The following is a 19,196-nucleotide window of genomic DNA, read 5'->3' as shown; positions in this document are numbered from 1 at the left end:
AGGTAGGCGACGACCCGTTGCCGGACGAAGAAGCCGAGGGGGAACGGTGCCAGCACCATCACGATGAGTTCCATGCCATGCATCGTGGGCCGCGGCCGCGGCGCGCACATCCGGGCGGGCCGCTGCGTGCTGGCACTGATGTGGCGGCGCGGCGGGTCCGTCAAGATGGTGCGCGTGAGGGCACTGCGATCCGCTGCCTGGCTGCCCGTCGCCGTGTTCGCCGTCGCCGCCGCGGTGCAGGTGGCGGTCGTGGCGGCCGGCGACTCGCCGGAGCCTGCGGCGACGCTGCTGCTGACCGTGCTGCTCCCCGCGGTGCCGGTGGCGATCGGGCTGCTGGTGAGCCTGCGGGCGGCCGCGGTGCCGGTCGGCCCGGCGGTGACGTGGGTGGGCGCCGCGCCGGCGGTCGTGTTCACGCTGGAGCGGTGGGCCGACACCGCGCAGCGGCACCCGTGGCCGGCCGCGCCCGCCGTCGCACTGGTCGAGCTCGGCGCCTGGGTGTGGCTGGTCGTCGGCTTCGCCGCGCTGTGTCTGGTCTTCCCGGACGGGCTGCTGCCGGGCCGGCGGTGGCGGGTCATCGCGTGGTGCGTCGGCCTCAGCGCCGCCGGCATGCATGTCCTGGCCGGCTTCGGCCGGCACGGTGACCTGAGCACGCTGCCCGGCTGGCAACAGACGGTGCTGGAGATCGCCGGGTTCGGCACGTTCCTCGCTGCGTTGCTGGCCACCGTCGCGTCGCTGGTGGTGCGCTGGCGCCGCGGCGACGAGCGGGTCCGCCGGCAGTTGCACTGGTTGGTGCTCGGCGCCGGGTCGGTGCCGGTGCTGCTCGCCGCGGGCTGGGTGGCGGAGGCCGCCGGGGCGAGCGTCGCGGTGGCGTATACCGCCTTCATCGTCGTGATGCTGGTCGCGGTGCCGGCCTCGGTCGCCGTCGCGGTGCTGCGCCACGAGCTGTTCGACGTCGACCGGCTGCTGGGCGCGTCGTTGGCCTGGCTGCTGACGTCGGCGATCTCGGCGGTGGTGTTCGCGGCGGTGACGACGTCCGCCGGGACCGTCCTCGGCCGTGGCAGCCGGGTGGGTGTGGCGGGCGCGGCGCTGATCACGGCGTTGCTGCTGTTGCCGTTGCAGCGGCGGCTCAACGTGGTGGTCGGGCGGGTCGTGGATCGGGAGCGGCACGTGTTGACCGCGCGGTTGCTGCGGTTCGTCCGCGAGGTCCGCGACGGGGATGCGGAGCCTGAGGAGACTGAGGCGGTGCTGCGGGACGCGCTCGGGGACCCGGGGCTGCGGCTGCTGCTGCACCTGCCCGGGGCCGATGGGCTCGTCGATCTCGCCGGTGCGCCGGTGTCGGTCGACGTTGCCGGCGCGGTGGGCGTTGGTGGTGCGGTGGGGGTGTCGGTGGCGGGTGGTGCGGGCGGTGCGGTGGCGGGCGTTGGCGGCGCGGTGGGCGTTGGTGGTGCGGTCGGCGCGCCGGCGGCCGGTGGTGCGGTGGCGGGCGTTGGTGGTGCGGTGGGCGTGCCGGCGGGGGTGTCGGTGGCGGGTGGCGCGGGCGGTGCGGTGGCGGGCGTTGGTGGTGCGGTGGGCGTGCCGGCGGCGGGTGGCGCGGGCGATTCGGTGGCGGTGCCGGTGGTCGGCGGCGGCGGTTCGGCGGTGGCAGGGCGGGCGGTGATCGCGTTGACGGCGGGTGGTGCCGACGCCGGTCTGATCGTGCTCGGGGCCGCGTCGCCCCGCCGGCTGCGGCTGGCCCGGGAGGCGGCCCGACACGTCCGGCTCCCGATCGAGGTCAGCCGCCTGCGGCTGGAGCTGCGCACCGCACTGCGCGACGTTCGCGACAGCCGCGCCCGCCTGGTCGAGGCCACCGCCGGCGAGCGGCGGCGGCTCGAGCGCGACCTGCACGACGGCGCCCAGCAGCAACTCGTCGCCGTCGGCATGCGGCTGCGCTCGCTGCAGCGGCGGCTGCCGCCGCACACCCCGGAGCAGGACGACCTCGACCTGGCCGTGGCGGCCCTCGAGGCGACCGTCGCGGAGCTGCGCCGGCTGGCCAACGGCGTGCGTCCCGGCCGGCTCGACGACGGCGTCTCCGCGGCGCTGCACGCCCTCGTCGCCGGCGCCCCGATACCGGTGCGGCTGTCGGTGCAGGACGCCGAGCTGCCGGAGGTGGTGGCGACGACGGTGTACTTCGTGGTTGCCGAGGCATATGCCAACGCCCTCAAACACGCCCGTGCCGGCACGGTCTGCGTCGAGGTCGGGCCCGACGGGGCCGGCGCGGTGCGCGTGCTGGTCGTGGACGACGGGGTGGGCGGCGCCGCCCCGGACGGCCCGGCCTCGGTCCGGGACCGGGTGGTGGCGGTCGGCGGGACGGTGGTCGTGCACAGCCCACCCGGTGGCGGGACCCGGCTGGAGGTGACGGTGCCGTGCGGATCGTCGTAGCCGACGACTCGGTGCTGTTCCGGGAGGGCCTGGTCCGGTTCCTCGGCGAGGACGGGCACGAGGTGGTGGCCGCGGTCGGTGACGTGGCGGGCCTGGAGGAGGCCGTCGCCGTTCATGCGCCCGACCTGGCCGTCATCGACGTGCGCATGCCGCCGGGGATGCGCGACGACGGCGCCCAGGCCGCCCGGCGGCTGCGCGAGACCCGGCCGGAGCTGCCGGTGCTGCTGCTGTCGCAGCACATCGAGATCCGCCACGCGGTGCGGCTCGTGTCGGCGGGCGGGTTCGGGTACCTGCTGAAGGACCGGGTCCTGCGGGTCGACGACTTCCTCGACGCGGTCCGCCGGGTCGCCGCCGGCGGCTCGGCGCTGGACCCGGAGGTCGTCGCCGCCCTGCTGCGGCCGGAGGCGCACGCCGGCGCCCTCGGCCTGCTCACCGACCGCGAGCGGGAGGTCCTCGCACTGGTCGCGGAGGGCCGCTCGAACGCGGCGGTCGCGGCCCGGCTCCGGCTCGCCGAGCGGACCGTCGAGACGCACATGCGCAGCATCTTCCAGCGGCTGCGGATCGCGGACGGCGGAGACGACCACCGGCGGGTCCTCGCGGTGCTGGCGTACCTGGCCTCCTAAGGGCTGGGCAGGGTCAGGCAGACGGTGGTGCCCTCGCCGGGTGCGCTGGTGACGGTGATGTCGCCGTGGTGCGCGTCGATGATGGCCTTGACGATGGTGAGGCCGAGGCCGGCGCCCTGTGCGGCGAGGTGGTCGGCGGTGCTGCTGCGGTGGAACCGGTCGAAGACGTGCGGGAGGTCCTCGGCCGGGACGCCGACGCCGGTGTCGACGATCGACAGTGACGGGCGCGGCGTCGCGGTCGTGGTGACGGTGACGTGCCCGCCCGCCGGGGTGAACTTGATCGCGTTGAACAGCAGATGGGTTGAGCGCCTGGGCGAGGCGTTCGGGGTCACCGGTGGTGGGCACCGGGCCGTCGGTGTGGGTGGTGAGGGTGAGCCGCTTGTGCTCGGCGATCGGGCGGGACGTCAGCGTCGCCTGGAACGCGAGCTCGGTGAGGTCGACCTCGACGACGTCGAGCCGCAGGCCGGTCTCGTGCAGGCGGGCGACGAGGAGCAGGTCGTCGATGAGGCGCAGGAGCCGGTCGGCGTTGCGTTGCATGACGGCCAGGAAGCGGCGGACCGTCTCCGGGTCGTTGGCGGCGTCGTCCTCGTCCAGCAGCACCTCGATGTAGCCGCGCACCGACGACAGCGGCGTGCACAGTTCGTGGCTGACGCTGGCCAGGAACGAATCCTTGAGCCGGTCGAGCTCGCGCAACCGGTCGGCGGTGTGCCCGACGGTGCGGGCGTAGCGGCGCAGTTCGAGGTGGGCGGCCGCGTGCCGGGCCAGTGACCGCAGCGCCCGGCGCTGCTGCAGGGTCAGGTGCCGCGGCTTGCGGTCCATGACGCACACGGTGCCGGCCGCGTGCCCGTCCTGCAGCAGCATCGGTGCGCCGGCGTAGAACCGGACGCCGTGCTCGGCGATCGCCGGGTTGGTGGCGAAGCGCGGGTCGGCGACGGTGTCGTCGATCTCGAGCAGCTGCCGGTCCCGCACCACGTGGGTGCAGAACGAGTCGTCGCGGGCGCTCTGCTCGGGGTCCCAGCCGACGCGGGCCTTGAACCACTGCCGGTGCGCGTCGACCATCGACACCATCGCGATCGGCGCGTCGCAGATGTCCGCGGCGAGCGCGGCGATGTCGTCGAAGTCGGTCTCCGCCCGGGTGTCGAGGATCCCGGTCTCCCGCAGGGCGGCGAGGCGTTGCGGCTCGTCATCCACGGTCAGCGGATGCATCACGGCTCCTCGCGGTCGACCTCATGTGGATCATCGCATCCGCAGCGGCCCTGGGCTGCCGAATCGCGCTGGACTAGTTTCCTAGGACGGTGTACGCGATGTGAACAGCGCCGCACCGGTGCGGCCGAGCCAGGCTTCGAGGTCCATCAGGCCCGGATGCAGCTTCCGCAGTGCCGGGATGTCGGCCTGCCAGCCGCCGAACGAGCCGCCGCGGCGCACGTTGTCGAGGTTGATGCCCTGCGCGGCGAGGATCTCCGGCGCGACCGGCGCGGTGCTGAGGTCCAGCCCCGTGGCGCGGCTGATCGCGGCGACGAGTTCCTCGCGGGTCACCTCGTCGCCGGCGAGCTCCAGGGCTAGGCCGAGGTAGGTGTCCGGGTCGGCGAACGCGAGCGCGGCGAAGGCCCCGATGTCGTCGACCGCGATCAGCTGGACCCGGGCGCCGGGCCCGATCATCCGCAGGAGGGCGGTCGGGCTGGTCACGCCGTACTTCTCCGAGGCGTGGTTCTCCATGAACATGACCGGTCGCAGGAAGGTGGCCGGCAGGCCGAGGGCCCGGATGTGCTGCTCGATCTCCCATTTGGTGTTCCAGTGGCTGATGCCGCTGCCGCGCTCGACGCCGCCGACCGAGGTGTAGACGAGGTGCCGGACGCCGGCGGCGTGCGCGGCGTCGGCGACGTTCACGCCGTAGCGGACCTCGTCGGTGTCGAAGTGCGGCGCGTCGTACGCCGGTTGCACGCTGAACACGCCGTACGCGCCGGCGAAGGCGGCGTCGAGGGAGGCGCGGTCGCCCATGTCGCCGGTGACGAGTTCGGCGCCGGCCTCCTGGACTGCGGAGGCCTTTGCGGGATCGCGGACGAGGGCGCGCACGTGCCAGCGTCCGTCGGCCAGGAGGTGCCGGAGCGTGGCGCCGCCCTGCAGTCCGGTGGCGCCGGTGACGACGATGATGCGGTCGGGCATGGTCTTCTCCCTTGTATGCTGACTTCCGGAGCGCTGCTCCGAAAATACGGAGCGGTGCTCCGTATTGTCAACCGAAGGAGGGCGCATGACCGTTCGGGTCGACGCGCGCCGCAACCGTGACCTGCTGCTCGCGGCCGCCCGGGAGGCGTTCGTCACGCATGGCACCGATGCCTCGCTGCGGGACATCGCGCGGCAGGCGGGCGTCGGGATCGGCACGCTGTACCGGCACTTCCCGACCCGGGAGGCGCTGCTGGAGGCGTTGCTGGCGAGCCGGTTCGACGCGCTGCGGGACCGGGCGGAGGAGCTGTCCGCGACCGCGGCACCGGGGGAGGCGTTGCTGGAGTGGCTCGGGGAGCTGGCCGCCGGGTCGGTGACGGTGCGCGGGCTGCCGGAGTCGGTGATGGCGGCGCTGCGGGACGAGGAGTCCGAGCTGCACGCGTCGTGTGCGGGCATGCGGGCCGCGGGTGGGCAGCTGCTGCAGCGGGCGCAGGAGGCGGGGGAGGTGCGGGGCGATGTCACCGCGGCGCAGTTGCTCGCCCTCGCCGCCGGGCTCGCCTGGGCGGGGGAGCAGTCGGCGGATCCGGTGGGGACGGTGCGGCAGCTGCTGGTGATTGCGGGGCGGGGGCTGGTCAGTTGACCTTGGAGACTTTGTCCGCCCCAGACCGGACAAAGTCTCCAAGGTCAGGAACGGGTTAGCTGTACGCCTCGAACTCGTAGATACGGGCGGCGGTGTTGGTGTTCTGGGTCGGGGTGATGATGTTCATCCGGATGTAGCGGGCGTTGACGTTGGTCGCCGTGGTGGTGACGTTGGCGGTGTTGGCGCGGACCTGAGCGGCGGTCGTCCAGGTGCTGCCGTCGGTGGAGGTCTGCAGGTCGTAGTCGCGGGTGTTCCAGGCCGCGTCCTCGCCGCCGGCGCCGGCATGCCGGACCACCAGCGATCCGATGTGGACGGTGCTGCCGAGGTCGACCTGCAGGAACTTGTTCGTGCCGAGCGAGCACCACTTGTCGGCGTTGCCGCCGGAGACGCTGCCGTTGACCGCCTTGTCGGGGCCTTCGGTCGTGGCGCAGGACGAGTCGGCGGTCGCCGGGCGGCCGAGGGCGAGGTTGCCGCTCGGGGTGCCGCCGCCGTACACCTCGAATTCGTAGATGCGGGCGGCCGCGTTGCCGTCGTTGGCGGGGGTACCGATGTCGACCTTCACGTAGCGTGCCGTGCGCGCCGTGATCTGGTGCAGGGTGCGGCTGGAACGGTTGCCGGTCACCGAGACCACCTGGGTCCAGGTGGTGCCGTCGGTGGAGGTGGAGATGGTGAACGCGCCGGTGTTCCAGCCGGTCGACTCGCCGCCGAGGCCCGCGTGCTTGAGCACGAACGAGCTGACGGTCTGGTTGGAGCCGAGGTCGACCTGCAGGAAGCGCGGAGCGGTGCTGGAGCAGAACTTGCTGTTGTTGGCGAGGCTGCCGTCGACGGCCTTCGCGGCGGTCTCGGTGGTGCCGCAGGCGGCGGAGCCGGTCGCGGTCTTGTTCAGGGCCAGGTTGGTGCCGAGGTTGGCCGGGGTCGGCGGCTGGGTGGCGCCGTCGGTGAAGGACGGCGGGACGTTGCCGGCGCCCGTGCCCCAGCTCGATTCGGCGCCGCCCATCGTGTACTGCAGGGTGCCGCCGGCGGCGAGGTCGGGGTAGCGCAGGTAGTTGTTCGACACGGCTGAGCCGTTGAGGGTGAGGCTCTGGACGTAGGCGTTGGCGGAGCTGCCGCCGTTGATCTGGATGTTGCCGGCGGAGCGCTGGATGAGCACCGACGGGAACGTGGGGCCGTGGATGGCGAGGGTGTCCGCGCCGGGGGTGACCGGGTACATGCCCATCGCGGACCACACGTACCAGGCGGAGGTGGCGCCGAGGTCGTCGTTGCCGGGCAGGCCGCCGGCGCCGGTGGTGAACGACTCGGTCATGACGCGGCGGACGGCACTGGCGGTCTTGGCCGGGCGCTGCGCGAAGTTGTACGCCCACGGCACGTTGTGCTCGGGTTCGTTGCCGATGTAGAAGTACGGCCGGGACAGGCCGCCGTTGAGCTCGGTGAAGTGGTGGTCGAGGCGCTGCACCGCGGTGGTGGGGCCGCCCATGAGGTTGATGAGCCCGCCCAGGTTGTAGGGGACCATCCAGGTGTACTGCGAGGCGTTGCCCTCGGTGAAGGGGCTCTCCTGCGCGGGGTTGAGCGGCCACGGCCACGAGCCGTCGCTGTTGCGCGGGTGGATGTAGCCGGACTCGGTGTTGAAGGTGTTGCGCCAGTACTGGGCGCGGGTCATCGCCGAGTTGTAGGTGGCGGTGTCACCGAGGGACTGGGCGAACTTGGCGACGGCGAAGTCCGAGGCCGAGTACTCCATCGAGTCCGAGGGCGCGCCGGGGATGTACGTCTTGGACGCGTACTCCGACTGGCGGCCGCGGATCGGCGAGCCCTGCGTGGTGCCGCCGGCGATGGCGTTCTTCATGAGCTGCAGCGCGGCGGCGGTGTCGAAGGCGCGGGCGCCGAACGCGTAGGCGCTGGACACGATGATCGGGCCGGGGTCGCCGGTCATGACGAAGTCCTCGTTGATCTGCTGGGACCACTTGGGCAGCAGGCCGCCCTGCTGGCCGTCCAGGACCATGGACTTCATGATGTCGCTGGCGACGTCGGGGGCGATGAACGCGATGAGCGCGGCCCACGAGCGGTAGATGTCCCAGCCGGAGTAGTTCTGGTAGACGGGATGCGTGGCGGAGTGCACGGCGTTGTCGAAGCCGCGGTACTGGCCGTTGACGTCGCTGGCGACGTTGGGGTTCTGCATCACATGGTAGAGCGCGGTGTAGAACTTCTGCTGCTCCGTGGCGCTGCCGCCGGTGGCCTGGACCCGGTTGAGGGCGGTGTTCCAGGCGGCGTCGGCGTTGCTGCGGATCGTGTCGAAGGCGCCGGTCTCGGCGTTGAGGTTCGCGGTGGCGTTGGCGACGCTCACGAACGACAGGGCGACGGTGGCGTTGACGGTGCGGTTGCTGCTCGTGTCCCAGGTGATCACGGCACCGGTGTTGACGCCGCTGGTGCTGGTCGAGCCGTTGCTGATCGTGCCGCCGTTCCAGGTGCCGACCGATGACGGGGCCCGGTCGAAGCGGATCGAGTAGTAGATCTGGTACGTCTTGGACGAGCCGCAGAACCCGCCGGCGGTGACGCTGCCGGTGACGTTGCTGCCGGAGATGCTGACCGAGCCGCTGCGGTTGCCGGTGGCGGACCGGCTGGTGTTGATGAGCAGCCGGGCGGTCGTGGTGTTGGGGTAGGTGAGCCGCAGCGCGCCGGTGCGCGTGGTGGCGGACAGTTCCGCGTCGACGCCGTACTTGTCGAGCCGGTTCTTGTAGTAGCCGGCGGACGCGGCCTCGTTGGTCTTCGTGTACGCCGATGCGTAGCTGGTCCAGGCGGTGCCCGGGGACGAGCCGAGGGCGCCGGTGATCGGCAGCAGGCCGAGGTCTTCGTTGTTGGAGCAGCCGGCCCCGTTGAAGTGGGTGAGGCTGAACTCTTCGATGGTGCGGTCCCGGTCGCGGTAGCCGGACGGCGACGCGGTCGGGGTGTCGGGGCTGAACTGGGTCATGCCGAAGGGCACGGTGGCGCCGGGGAACGTGCTGCCACCGGCGCCGCCGCCGACAGGGTTGGGGGAGTTGCTGTCGTCGGTGCCGATCAGCGGGTTGACGTATTGGGTCAGGTTGAGGTCGGCGGCCTGTGCTGGTGGTGCCTGCGCGAGCGCGACGAAGGCGCTGCCCAGCAGGGCTGCACCGGCGCCGGCGAGCAGTCGGACCGTGCGTGATCGGGACATGGGTGGTCTCCCGTTCGTGGCGGTGAGGACGGGAGAGCGCTCTCGATGCATTCATAGTCGCTGATCAACGTTCCGTCAAGATTTGGCAGAACTGCGCAGGTCGTTGAGTTGCTGTCGATCGTGGTCAGAAATGTGCGGTCCGGACCGGCGCGCCGCGGCTCGGCGCGGTGATCCGGCCGGGCTCAGCCGCCATGCCCGGGCATCCGACGAGATCCGTCAGATCAACTTGACGTCAGGTTGACCTGACGGAAGACTGGACGCGTGGCCACACCGGACGAGGCGGAGCGGCGGTTCACGTTGCTGACTGCGGCGGCGCGGTTCGACGAGCTGCGCCGCCGGGACGCGCTGGCGCCGCCCGGCTCGGAGGACCCGGACCCGCAGGCGGTGCCGTTGACCCGGGACGAGGCGCTGGAGCTGCTCGCGCTGGCTGAGGTGCTGATCCGCAAGGCCGGCTATGGGCGGCAGCTCACGGTGCGCACGGCCCGCGCCACCGGTGCCTCGTGGTCGCAGATCGGCGCCGCGATGGGCACCAGCAAGCAGTCCGCGTGGGAGAGCCACCTCCGGTGGCTGGAAGAGCAGGAGGACCCCGATGAGTGACGACACGGCCCTGCGTCCATTCCGGCTGGAGGTGCCGGAGGCGGATCTGGCGGATCTGCGGGACCGGCTGGCGCGGACCCGCTGGGCGCAGCAACTGCCCGGCACCGGCTGGAGCCGCGGCGTGCCGGTGGAATACCTGAAGGAGTTGGTCGACTACTGGCGCACCGGGTACGACTGGCGGGCGCACGAGGCCCGGCTCAACCAGATCCCGCAGTACACCACCGCTGTCGACGCAGTCGACGTGCACCTTCTGCACGCACGTTCGCCCGAACCGGACGCGTTGCCGCTGATCATCACCCACGGGTGGCCGGGCTCGGTGGTGGAGTTCCTCGACCTCATCGGCCCACTCACCGATCCTCGCCGGCACGGCGGTGACCCGGCCGACGCCTTCCACGTCGTCGCGCCGTCCATCCCCGGCTTCGGGCTGTCCGGACCCGTCCGCGAGCCAGGGTGGGACGTGCCGCGGATCGCCCGTGCCTGGGCCGAACTGATGCGGCGGCTGGGCTATCACCGGTACGGCGGGCAGGGCGGCGACTGGGGACACGCCATCACCCGGGAGCTGGGGATCATCGACAGCGACCGGGTCGTCGGGGTGCACCTCAACACCGTGCTGACCCTGCCCTCGGGTGATCCCGGCGAGGCAGCGACGCTGGGCGATGAGGACCGGGTCCGGCTGGAGCAGTTCTCCCGGGTGGAGCCGGAGCTGTCCGGCTACGCGAAGATCCAGGGCACCCGGCCGCAGACCCTGGCATACGGGCTGACCGACTCCCCGGTCGGCCAGCTCGCCTGGATCGTCGAGAAGTTCCAGGAGTGGACCGACTCGAAGCGGTTACCCGGCGACGCCGTCGATCGCGACCAGCTGCTGACCAACGTGATGCTGTACTGGCTCACCGGCACCGCCGGTTCCTCGGCCAACCTGTACTACGAGACCTACCACCCCGCCACACCCTCGACCAGCCGCCGGTCAGGCACGCCGACCGGGGTCGCTGTCTTCCCCTACGACGCTGTGCTTCCCGTGCGGCGGCTGGCCGAACGGGACAACCACATCGTCCACTGGCGCGAGTTCGACCGCGGCGGCCATTTCGCTGCCATGGAACAGCCCGCCCTGCTCGTCGACGACATTCGCGCCTTCTTCCGCCCGCTCCGCTGAGGATCACAGCGGCCGACCTGGGTCGCGGCCGTCAGGGGGTCGGCCTCAGGCCGGGGACGACACGTGCTCAGGCGACGTCCATGACTTTGGTCGCGGCGCTGGCGAGGCCTTCGGGGTTGAGGACCTCGACCCGGTCGGCGAGGAACACCTCGACCCGTCCGGACCTGTCGCGGACCTCGACCAGTGGCACGCCCCGGTCGATGCCCATGGCGAAGCGTTCCGTGGTGGTGGGCATGCGGCAGGTGAGCTTGCTGCCGCGGCCCATCACCACCGTGGAGCGGGTGGGGCGTTCCCGCACCGTCGAGGGCGCGCCGCGGCGGGACGTGATGAGGCCCTCCTCGCGCAGGATCGCCACGGCGCGGCGGATGGTGGTGAGGCTGACCGTGTACCGCTCGCGGAGCTCGCGTTCGCTCGGCAAAGGCTCGCCGGCCGGGTAGACGCCGCGGATGACCTCCTCGCGCAGGAGGTCCGCGATCTGGTGGTAGACGGCCGGCACGTGTCGCTGCACATTCACGGCCCCCACTCTACAACTTTGTGGCCATACGGCAACACCATGTAAAGGCCGGCGGTGGCGCACTAGACTCCGGCGCCGTGACCGCCTCCGCTGCCCCGATCGACATCGCCGTCTCCCTCATGCGTGAGGGCAGGTTCGGCGACGCCGAAGCCGTCATGCAGCGCGAGGTGCGCGCCGCCACCGTCCGGCACGGCCACGGCAGCGCCGCCTGGGCGTCGGCGCAGTGCGACCTCGGCAACATCCTGCTCAACTGCGACCAGCTCGACCGGGCGATCGAGTGTTACCGCCAGGCGACGTCGGTGCCCGCGCACGACCGCAAGGAGCACCTGACCTACCGGCTCAATCTGGGTCTGGCGTTGCGGATGGCCGGCCGGCTGGAGGAGGCCGAGGCGGAGCTGCGGCGCGGCGCCGAGGAGCGCCGGGGGTTCTACGGCCGGGAGCACGCCGGATACGCGTTCGGCCTGGAGCCGCTCGCCGACGTGCTGCTGCAGCGCGGCAACGTGAGCGAGGCGCGGGCGGTGATCGAGGAGGCGGTGCGCAACCTCTGGCAGAACGGGCACGACCACGTCGCGGCGGCGCTGGCGGTGCGGGCCGAGGTCGTGCACGCCGCGGGCGCCGGCGAGCCGCTGTTCCACGGCGTGGAGCAGCTGCCGGCCGACGCCGTGGCCCGGCTGGCGGACGCGGTCCTGCTCCGGCAGGACCTGGCCGACCCGGCCGCGCACCGGGCCGTCGTCGCCACGCTCGCCGCCGTCCTGCAGACCCGGCTCGGCCCCGACCACCCCGCCACCCTCAACGTGCTCGCCACCCTGGCCAACACCGGCCGTGACCTCGGCGACCAGTCCGGCCGCATCGACGCGATCCGGCAGGTGCTGGCCTCCCACGACCGGCAGGGGCGGGCCGAGGACGCGCTGAGCGCCGAACTCGGGCTGGCGCTGGCGCTCAGCGACACCGGCGAGGAGAAGGCGGCGCTGCGCACCTACGAGACGGCGTACGGCCGGGCGCAGCGCATCGGCCGTCCCGAGCTGATCAGCCTGGTGCTGCGCAACTGGGGCCTGGCGCTGAGCGAGGCGGGGCAGCCGGCCGCGGCCGAGCGGTGCCTCACCGACGCGGTGACGCAGGCGCAGCGCGGCGCCGACTTCGAGATCCTCGGCCGGGCCGGCGTCGCCCTCGGCATCTTCCTGCAGCACCAGTCGCGGCTGCCGGAGGCGCGCAAGGCGCTGGAGGACGCGCTGGCGGCGCTGGCGCCGGTGCACCCGGACGCGATCGCCGGTCGCGGCCACCTCGGCGCGGTGCAGGAGGGCCGCACCTGCGGCTGCGGGGACACCCCGCGGGTGGTCGCGGAGGCGTTCCGCGAGTTCGTCGTGCGCCGGCTGCCGCAGGACCTGCTGGAGCGCTTCGACGTGACGATCGCCGACGACGACTTCAAGATCGACGTACACCTGCGCCGGGAACCGACCCAGGACGAGCTCGAACGGCTCCACGGGGTGGTCCAGTCCGCGCTCGCGGAGTTCCGGCACCGGCTCAAAGGTCAGTGAAGTCGTTGAATGACAGCTCGGTCGGGTGCATGGTCGCGCCGGCGTGGTGGGACAGGGTCTGCAGGATGTCCTGCCGGCTGTGCGGGAAGTGCCGGATGTCGGCGACCCGGAAACCGTTCAGTGCCAGGGAGAACGGCATTTCCTGCGGTTTGGCCGACTCCGGGTAGTCGCGTTTGAAGGCGATCGCGAGGATGTTGCCGGCGACGAAGACCCGGTCCAGGTCGTGCCAGCGGATGAACCGGTCGTGGGCGGGCCGGCGGATGGCCATGCCGTCCCGGCTGAACTTCAGCGTCAGCGGGCGTCTCAGGGCGGCGTAGGTCCGGAAGCAGTCGGCGACCCGCACGCCCAGCAGGCGACCGAAGACCCAGAACGTGAGGCCGGCCAGGGCGAGGGTCGCGAACCCGAGGTACCCGATGCCGCCGGCGATGAGCCCGATCGCGACCCCGGCCGAGGTCGGCGACCGCCAGCTGCCGGGTGCGTCGGCGGCCGGCGCGGCCCGGCGCGCCCGCAGGTCGCCCAGTGCCGAGTTCCCCGCGAGGACGGCGACGGCTCCCGCGAGCGGCAGCGCCGCGACGATCCAGGTGGAGATCCCGGTCCCGGTCAGTTGAACAGCTGGGTGACGTTGTTGCGGACCGCGGGCAGGTCCTGCAACGGGAACGGCGGCTCCTGGGTGTGGTTGGTGGTGCCGATGAGGATCGCCACCGACCGGGCCGGGTCCGCACGCGTCACGAGCTCCCCCCGATCCAGTGAAGGCTCTCTATTGTGCAGGCTGCCGTGCAACCGAACGGGTCGCCGGTGCGCACCTAGTGGCGAGGAGGTGCGATGCCAAGCGGAGAGACCGAAGAGCAGCGCCAGTTCCGCGAGTACTTCACGGCACGCCGGGACGCGGTGCGCCGGACCGCGTACCTGTTGTGCGGCGACTGGCACTGGGCCGACGACCTGGCCCAGACGGCGTTCATGCGCCTCGCGGTGAGCTGGCGGAAGGTCCGGGACCGGGAGGCCCTGGACGGGTACGTGCGGACCTGCCTGGTGCGGGCGTACCTCGCCGACGTGCGCCGGGTGTGGCGGCGGCGGGAACGCAGCGTCGCGGAGCCACCGGACGTGTTCGGGCACGCGGGCGCGTCCGAGGCGGCGCCGCGGCGCATGGCGTTCGCGGCCGCGTTGCGCCGGCTGCCGCCCCGGCAGCGCGCGGCGCTGGTGTGCCGGTACTACCAGGACCTGGACGTCGCGGCGACCGCGGCGGCGCTGGGGTGTTCGCAGGGGACGGTGAAGAGCCAGACCGCGCGTGGGCTGGCCCGGCTGCGGGAGCTGCTCGAGGCCGACGGGGAGCTGACGATGATGGAGGGGCTGCGATGAGTCAGATGCGGGAACGGTTCGACGAAGTCGCCGCCGCCGCCGCGCCACCCAGCCGGCTGTCCGCCGACGCGGTCTACGCCGCGGCGTTCCAGCGGCGGCGCCGCAAGGCGCTGGCGTGGACGGTGTGCGGGATCGTGGCCGGTGCGCTCGTCGTCGCCCTCGGCGCCGGTGTGCTGCGTCCGCCGTCGGCGACCCCGGCGCCGGCCCAGACGCCCGAGCCCGGGCCGCCGCGGACCCGGGACGGCCAGATCGTCACGGTCGCGGCGGCGGACGCCGAGCACCAGTACGCCGGGGTCTACAGCTGCCCCGGCAGCGACGGTAACGGGTGCACGCGCAACCTGGTCGGCTCCGACGACGGGGGGCGGACCTGGACGGTGCGGCTGCGGGATCTCAGCGGCGACCTGTACGCGCCCGCCCCGGGGTCGTTGCTGCGGGTGCTGGAGAAGGACAACGACGACCCGTCGGGCAACCCGAAACTGCTGCACGTGCCGTGGGTCAGCCGGGACGGCGGGCGCACCTGGGCCGAGGTCCGCGCCGAGAAGGGCACGGTGCCGGAGGTCCCTGCGGGTGGCTGGCTGCAGTGCGCGGACCCGTGGCGCCTCGACGACCCCTGCGTCCTGATCGGGGTCGACCCGGTCAACGCCCGTTCGGCGCCGCTGGCCACCCAGCCCGACTTCTTCGTCAACGGGCCCGTCGACGTGCCCACGACGGGCGGGTTCTGGGTCACCGGCCGGGAGCGTGACGGCGAGCACCGGCCGGCCATCGCCGTCAGCCGCGACGGCGGCCGCACCTGGGCGACGCACGTGTTCACCCGCGCCGAGACGGGCGAGGCACCCTCGAGCATGTTCACGTTCGTGCGGCCGGCCAGCGTCGACGGCGTCACCGGATACGCGATCATGCCCGTCGAGGACCCTTCCGACACCACCGGGACGGGTCCGACGAGCGCGGCGACGGCCGGGATGCAGACGCTCGTCTTCCGCACGGTCGACGCCGGCAAGACCTGGCAACGCGTGCACCCCCGCCAGACGCTGCCCCGCCGGTACTACCAGGACGGCGACTCCTACGTCGCCGCCGACGGCAGCCACGTCGTGCTGGCCAGCAACGATCCGCCGTTTCGTTGGTACGCCAGCGACGACGGGGGCAACAGCTACCGACCGGTCAGCCAGCCCGGCCTGGGCACCAGCCTGCTGCACAAGAACGGCGCGCGGGTCATCGTCGCCGGACCGGGCGCGTACCTGGCCTTCGACGACGGCGCGTTGTACCAGTCGGCGGACGGGCTGCGCTGGACCCGCACCGTGATCCGGCCGAGCTGAGCCACCGCGGCACGGGCCACCGGCGGGTGTCGGGGCCCGTGCCGCATCATGGTGCCCATGCCAGTCGAGGACGTCACCCCGCAGACGCCGCGGCCGGTGCGCCGGTCCGTGCTCGTGCAACGCTGGCACGACCTGGCGTTCCTGCACTGGGCGGTGCCGCCGCGGACCGTCGCGCCGTTCCTGCCGGCCGGGACCGTCCCCGACACCCTCGACGGGGTCACCTACGTGGGCCTGATCGGGTTCCGGATGGTGCGCCTCGGCCTGTTCAACGGCCCGGGCCTGCCGTACCTCGGCACGTTCTGCGAGACCAACGTGCGGCTGTACAGCGTCGACCCCGCCGGCCGCCGCGCCGTGGTGTTCCTGTCGCTGGAGGCCGAACGGCTGGTGCCGGTGCTCACCGCGCACGCATCGCTGCGGCTGCCGTACAAGTGGGCGCGGATGCGGCTGGAGAAGGACGGCGACGTGGTGCGGTACACCAGCCGCCGCCGCTGGCCCGGTCCCCGCCCCGCGGTGAACGCCATGGCCGTGCGGGTCGGCCCGCCGATCGCCGCGCCGACGCCGCTCGAGCACTTCGTCACCGCCCGCTGGGGGCTGCACACCCGCGCGTGGGGCCGCACCCTGCACCTGCCGAACGAGCACCCGCGGTGGCCGCTGCACCGCGCCGACCTGCTCGACCTCGACGACACCCTGATCACCGCGGCGGGTCTGCCGGCCCCGGCCGGCCCGCCGGCCAGTGTGCTGTTCTCACCCGGCGTCCCGGTCCGCTTCGGCCCCCCGTCCACGCTGCGCTGAGTGCCGTCCTACAGGGTGACGATGACGCCGATGCTCTGCTGTGGGCGGCGCAGCAGCCGGTTGATCAGGTAGCCGATGCGGGCCGACACGTATCGCCGGGCGATCGCCGCGCGGATCCGGGCGATGCCCTCGGGGTCCTCGACGAGGCGGGCGGTCCCCTCGAACGTCGGCGCCCCGGCCGGGACCCGCCCGCGGATGTCGCTCGGGGCGAGCTGGACCCGGCCGCTGTTGCGCAGGCGCTTCACCTTCCCGGAGCCGGGTTCGGTGACGATCACGACCTGCCCGTCGTCGATCGCGTGCCACACGGGGGTCGCGACGGGCCGGCCGTCCTTGCGGAACGTGGTGAGGCTGACCTGCTTGCGCCGGCCGAGGATGTCGAGGCTGCTGTCGCTCATCGCTCCACGGTAGGCCGCAGCCACGGCTCCAGCCGCAGCAGGTCCAGTCCGACGGCGCGGAGCTTCTCGTGCAGCGCGGGGGTGAGCATCACGAACTCGACGGTGAACAGGTCGTCGCCGCCCATGGCGTAGATGCCGTAGGAGGGGTCCTTCATCAGCGGGGTGATGCCGGCGCTCACCTGGTCGCGCAGCTGCTGCTGGCGGGCGATGCTGGGCTTGCCGGGCGCGGCGACCACGCACAGGTTGCCGTCGAACAGCGTGCGCAGCTGCCGCTCCTCCGCGGCGGCGTCGCCGGAGACCACCTCGACCACGATGACCTGCGGCGGCTGCGGTCCGTCGGTGGCGCCGGTGGGGAAGCCCTCGGGCCAGCCGACCCGCATCGGCCGGAACCGGTCCGGGTGCTGGTCGTAGATGTAGCCGTGCATGGTGTTGCGGTCGGGGTCACCGCCGTCGCGTTTCCAGCCGCCTTTTGGTGTCGGGCACGGCACCCCGTCGTCCGCCAGCATCGGCTGGGCCTGGTTGGCCGGGGCGCCCTGCGCGGTGACCCGCAGCGTGCCGGCGTTCCACACGCCGGTGAGCTTCGCCCGTCCGACGGTGACGCCGTTGACGACGCCCGCCTCGGTCAGCTTTGCCGGGTCGACGCCGGTGACGTCCACGCCGATCGAGCAGGTCGGCTTCTCGCCGGGCGCGCGGCCGATCGCCGGGACCGGGGCCGGCGCGCAGAACCGGGCCGGTTTGCCGGGGGTGACGATGACCTGACCGCTTGCCTCGACCGTGTCGCCGTCGTCGACGACCAGCGCCGCCTGGTCCGCCTGACCGGTCGCGACCGGTGGTGGCGCCTCCTCGGGGGTGTCCGCCGGGCGGTTCACCACCAGCACCACCGCCACCAACGCCACCAACGTGCCGATCCCCGCCGCGGCCACCACCGGCCAACGCCTGCGTCCATCGTCCGTCATGATTGGTCAGACGCCGGCGGTGGCGGGCCGGTTCCCGGTGTGTCGCAGCAATTCGGTGGTGAACGTGTCCCACAGCTGCGGCGGCAGGTCGTGCCCGGCGCCGGGCAGCACCACCAACCGGGCCCCGGGGATCGCGTCGCAGACCGCCTGCCCGTGCGGCAGTGGCAGGAGCGGATCCAGACCCCCGTGCACGACCAGCGCCGGCACCTTCAGGTCCTCGAAGCCGCCGTTCACCGGCGGGTCGAACCGCATCGCGTAGTGGTTCGCGGCGGTGGTGATGTCCCGGGCCCGCTCCGCGTCGCGCCGCGCGAGGTCGCGGGTGGCGGCCTCGTCGAAGTACGGGGAACCGCCGGCGTAGGCGCGCACCGCCGCGACGGTGTCGGCGACCGCGTCACCGGTCGGCTCCAGATGCTCCACTGTGGACGGCGGCAGCCCGCCGGCGCCGGTCGAGGTGCTCACGAACGTGAGTGTCGCCACCCGCGCCGGGTGATCGACGCCGAGGATGAGGCCGAGCCCGCCGGACATCGACCGGCACACGACGTGGGCCCACTGGACGTCGAGTGCGTCGAGGATGCCGACCGCGTCGCGGGCCAGGTCGGTGTTGGAGTAGCCGGGTCTGCCGGGCGGGTAGGCGGTGGAGCGGCCGGTGTCGCGCTGGTCGTAGCGGATCACGAACCGGCCGCCGGCCGCGATCAGGCGGCAGAGGCCGGCGTCCCACCAGAGCATCGACGCGGCGGCGCCGTCGATGAGCAGGACCGCCGGGTCGGCCGGGTCACCGAACGTCTCGACGCACAGCTCGACCCCGTTGACGTGCAGCATCGTCTCAGTCATGTGATCAAACCTAGGCCGTGCGGCGCCGGTGCGCTGCCCGGCGGGGCCGTCGGCTGCCGTCGTTCGCCGTCGGCCGCCTCAGTCGCTGATGGTGAACCAGGCCACGGCGAGGTCCGGGTCGACGTACAGGTCGACGTTGTGCTTCTGGACGCGTTGCGGGAACTGCCCGTCGTGCCGCCATCGCACGCCGGCCGGGACGAACGCCTGCAGCGCGTCCCGGACGGGTGGCAGGCCGGGCGGGGCGGCCGGCCAGGCGGCGAAGGCGGAGGTGTCGGTGTCCCGCAGCCGCAGGACGCCCTCGTACACCCAGTCGGTCGGGCCGGGCGCCCGCGAGCACGGGTTGCCGAGCGCCTCGGCCTGCCAGTGGATGTCGACGTAGTCCCCGACGCCGGGGATGTGCTCGGAGGTCCAGTCGCGGCCGGTGCGGACCGCTGCCTCGTCCAGCTGCAACTGCGACAGGCAGTCCTGCTCGTCGCCGTCGAGGGAGGCCGTCACCCGGTTCACGACGATGAGCACGCCGGCCACGCAGACCGCGGCGATCGTCAATGCAATGCCCCACTTCCGCACGGGCGTCATCGTAGCGGCGTGGCGACGGTCCGTGGTGCCGACGCGCGTCAAATTTCATGGGAGTCGATCTCGCCGCGCGGGGAGGGCCGGGGGCGGGGTGCGGTGGCGCGTGCGCCGGCCACTGCGGGCCGTCGCGGACCGGACCGCAACGGCCGCGTCGCGGCA

General features: G+C 72.9%; 20 protein-coding genes and 1 pseudogene. 10 read left to right on the top strand and 11 right to left on the bottom strand.

The annotated features are described in order from the left end of the window. Positions 1-72 precede the first annotated feature (72 nt). Positions 73-2,418, top strand: coding sequence for a sensor histidine kinase (locus ACFPIJ_RS40215; protein ID WP_380123519.1), 2,346 nt, complete (start codon positions 73-75; stop codon positions 2,416-2,418). Continuing rightward, positions 2,403-3,041 (top strand): response regulator transcription factor, encoded by a 639-nt coding sequence (locus ACFPIJ_RS40210; RefSeq protein ID WP_380123517.1) that lies wholly within the window; start codon positions 2,403-2,405, stop codon positions 3,039-3,041. The genes ACFPIJ_RS40215 and ACFPIJ_RS40210 overlap by 16 nt, the downstream gene beginning before the upstream one ends. On the opposite strand, the gene ACFPIJ_RS40205 is transcribed toward ACFPIJ_RS40210, so the two are convergent. The 3 genes and pseudogenes from ACFPIJ_RS40205 to ACFPIJ_RS40195 form a co-directional block, all read right to left on the bottom strand. Then, on the bottom strand, positions 3,038-3,373 hold the full coding sequence (locus ACFPIJ_RS40205) for a sensor histidine kinase (RefSeq protein ID WP_380123515.1): 336 nt from the start codon (positions 3,371-3,373) through the stop codon (positions 3,038-3,040). The two genes, ACFPIJ_RS40210 and ACFPIJ_RS40205, sit on opposite strands and share 4 nt — an antisense overlap. 199 nt (positions 3,374-3,572) lie before the next feature. After that, positions 3,573-4,109, bottom strand: a pseudogene (locus ACFPIJ_RS40200) (GAF domain-containing protein); the annotation flags it as partial. Between the two features lie 219 nt (positions 4,110-4,328). Next, the gene (locus tag ACFPIJ_RS40195) at positions 4,329-5,204 is read right to left on the bottom strand and encodes an NmrA/HSCARG family protein (RefSeq protein ID WP_380123513.1); all 876 of its coding nucleotides are present in this window, start codon (positions 5,202-5,204) and stop codon (positions 4,329-4,331) included. Positions 5,205-5,289: 85 nt separating this feature from the next. Between ACFPIJ_RS40195 and ACFPIJ_RS40190 the strand changes: the two genes are divergently transcribed. Beyond that, positions 5,290-5,841, top strand: a complete 552-nt coding sequence (locus tag ACFPIJ_RS40190; protein ID WP_380123512.1) for a TetR/AcrR family transcriptional regulator — start codon at positions 5,290-5,292, stop codon at positions 5,839-5,841. A 55-nt stretch (positions 5,842-5,896) separates the two neighbouring features. On the opposite strand, the gene ACFPIJ_RS40185 is transcribed toward ACFPIJ_RS40190, so the two are convergent. Beyond that, positions 5,897-9,025: a GH92 family glycosyl hydrolase gene (locus ACFPIJ_RS40185; RefSeq protein WP_380123510.1), complete on the bottom strand. Its 3,129-nt coding sequence runs from the start codon at positions 9,023-9,025 to the stop codon at positions 5,897-5,899. 261 nt (positions 9,026-9,286) lie between these two features. On the opposite strand from ACFPIJ_RS40185, the gene ACFPIJ_RS40180 reads away from it, so the two are divergent. Beyond that, on the top strand, positions 9,287-9,622 hold the full coding sequence (locus tag ACFPIJ_RS40180; protein ID WP_380123508.1) for a hypothetical protein: 336 nt from the start codon (positions 9,287-9,289) through the stop codon (positions 9,620-9,622). Between the two features lie 10 nt (positions 9,623-9,632). Next, complete coding sequence (locus tag ACFPIJ_RS40175; protein WP_380123729.1) at positions 9,633-10,772, top strand: epoxide hydrolase family protein; 1,140 nt, start codon at positions 9,633-9,635, stop codon at positions 10,770-10,772. A gap of 67 nt (positions 10,773-10,839) precedes the next feature. Here ACFPIJ_RS40175 and ACFPIJ_RS40170 read toward each other — a convergent pair whose 3' ends face one another. Continuing rightward, positions 10,840-11,286, bottom strand: coding sequence for a GntR family transcriptional regulator (locus tag ACFPIJ_RS40170; protein ID WP_380123506.1), 447 nt, complete (start codon positions 11,284-11,286; stop codon positions 10,840-10,842). A 77-nt stretch (positions 11,287-11,363) separates the two neighbouring features. On the opposite strand from ACFPIJ_RS40170, the gene ACFPIJ_RS40165 reads away from it, so the two are divergent. After that, positions 11,364-12,821 carry a tetratricopeptide repeat protein gene (locus tag ACFPIJ_RS40165; protein ID WP_380123504.1) on the top strand — a complete coding sequence of 486 codons (1,458 nt, stop codon included), beginning with the start codon at positions 11,364-11,366 and terminating at the stop codon, positions 12,819-12,821. On the opposite strand, the gene ACFPIJ_RS40160 is transcribed toward ACFPIJ_RS40165, so the two are convergent. After that, positions 12,808-13,164 (bottom strand): hypothetical protein, encoded by a 357-nt coding sequence (locus ACFPIJ_RS40160; protein WP_380123503.1) that lies wholly within the window; start codon positions 13,162-13,164, stop codon positions 12,808-12,810. The two genes, ACFPIJ_RS40165 and ACFPIJ_RS40160, sit on opposite strands and share 14 nt — an antisense overlap. 82 nt (positions 13,165-13,246) lie before the next feature. On the opposite strand from ACFPIJ_RS40160, the gene ACFPIJ_RS40155 reads away from it, so the two are divergent. Beyond that, entirely contained in the window at positions 13,247-13,429 is a 183-nt protein-coding gene (locus ACFPIJ_RS40155; RefSeq protein WP_380123501.1) for a hypothetical protein, read from the top strand. Here ACFPIJ_RS40155 and ACFPIJ_RS40150 read toward each other — a convergent pair. Next, positions 13,422-13,550 carry a hypothetical protein gene (locus ACFPIJ_RS40150; protein ID WP_380123499.1) on the bottom strand — a complete coding sequence of 43 codons (129 nt, stop codon included), beginning with the start codon at positions 13,548-13,550 and terminating at the stop codon, positions 13,422-13,424. The two genes, ACFPIJ_RS40155 and ACFPIJ_RS40150, sit on opposite strands and share 8 nt — an antisense overlap. 93 nt (positions 13,551-13,643) lie before the next feature. On the opposite strand from ACFPIJ_RS40150, the gene ACFPIJ_RS40145 reads away from it, so the two are divergent. From ACFPIJ_RS40145 to ACFPIJ_RS40135, 3 genes are read left to right on the top strand one after another with little or no spacing between them, the layout of a single operon-like run. Further along, the gene (locus ACFPIJ_RS40145) at positions 13,644-14,177 is read left to right on the top strand and encodes a SigE family RNA polymerase sigma factor (RefSeq protein WP_380123497.1); all 534 of its coding nucleotides are present in this window, start codon (positions 13,644-13,646) and stop codon (positions 14,175-14,177) included. After that, positions 14,174-15,490, top strand: a complete 1,317-nt coding sequence (locus ACFPIJ_RS40140) for a hypothetical protein (protein ID WP_380123495.1) — start codon at positions 14,174-14,176, stop codon at positions 15,488-15,490. The genes ACFPIJ_RS40145 and ACFPIJ_RS40140 overlap by 4 nt, the downstream gene beginning before the upstream one ends. 57 nt (positions 15,491-15,547) lie before the next feature. Beyond that, a complete protein-coding gene (locus ACFPIJ_RS40135) occupies positions 15,548-16,282 on the top strand; it encodes a YqjF family protein (protein ID WP_380123493.1) in 735 nt (244 codons plus the stop codon). Between the two features lie 8 nt (positions 16,283-16,290). Here ACFPIJ_RS40135 and ACFPIJ_RS40130 read toward each other — a convergent pair whose 3' ends face one another. The 4 genes from ACFPIJ_RS40130 to ACFPIJ_RS40115 form a co-directional block, all read right to left on the bottom strand. Beyond that, positions 16,291-16,677 (bottom strand): PPOX class F420-dependent oxidoreductase, encoded by a 387-nt coding sequence (locus ACFPIJ_RS40130; RefSeq protein WP_380123491.1) that lies wholly within the window; start codon positions 16,675-16,677, stop codon positions 16,291-16,293. Beyond that, complete coding sequence (locus ACFPIJ_RS40125) at positions 16,674-17,633, bottom strand: hypothetical protein (RefSeq protein ID WP_380123489.1); 960 nt, start codon at positions 17,631-17,633, stop codon at positions 16,674-16,676. The genes ACFPIJ_RS40130 and ACFPIJ_RS40125 overlap by 4 nt, the downstream gene beginning before the upstream one ends. Positions 17,634-17,639: 6 nt before the next feature. Continuing rightward, positions 17,640-18,464: an alpha/beta fold hydrolase gene (locus ACFPIJ_RS40120; protein ID WP_380123487.1), complete on the bottom strand. Its 825-nt coding sequence runs from the start codon at positions 18,462-18,464 to the stop codon at positions 17,640-17,642. 78 nt (positions 18,465-18,542) lie between these two features. Beyond that, on the bottom strand, positions 18,543-19,031 hold the full coding sequence (locus ACFPIJ_RS40115) for a hypothetical protein (RefSeq protein ID WP_380123485.1): 489 nt from the start codon (positions 19,029-19,031) through the stop codon (positions 18,543-18,545). Between the last annotated feature and the right edge of the window lie 165 nt (positions 19,032-19,196).

The organism is Dactylosporangium cerinum (genome assembly GCF_042653625.1).
Taxonomy (GTDB): Bacteria; Actinomycetota; Actinomycetes; order Mycobacteriales; family Micromonosporaceae; genus Dactylosporangium; species Dactylosporangium cerinum.
Note: the sequence above shows the minus strand (reverse complement) of the source record. Positions and strands in the feature narration are given on the sequence as shown.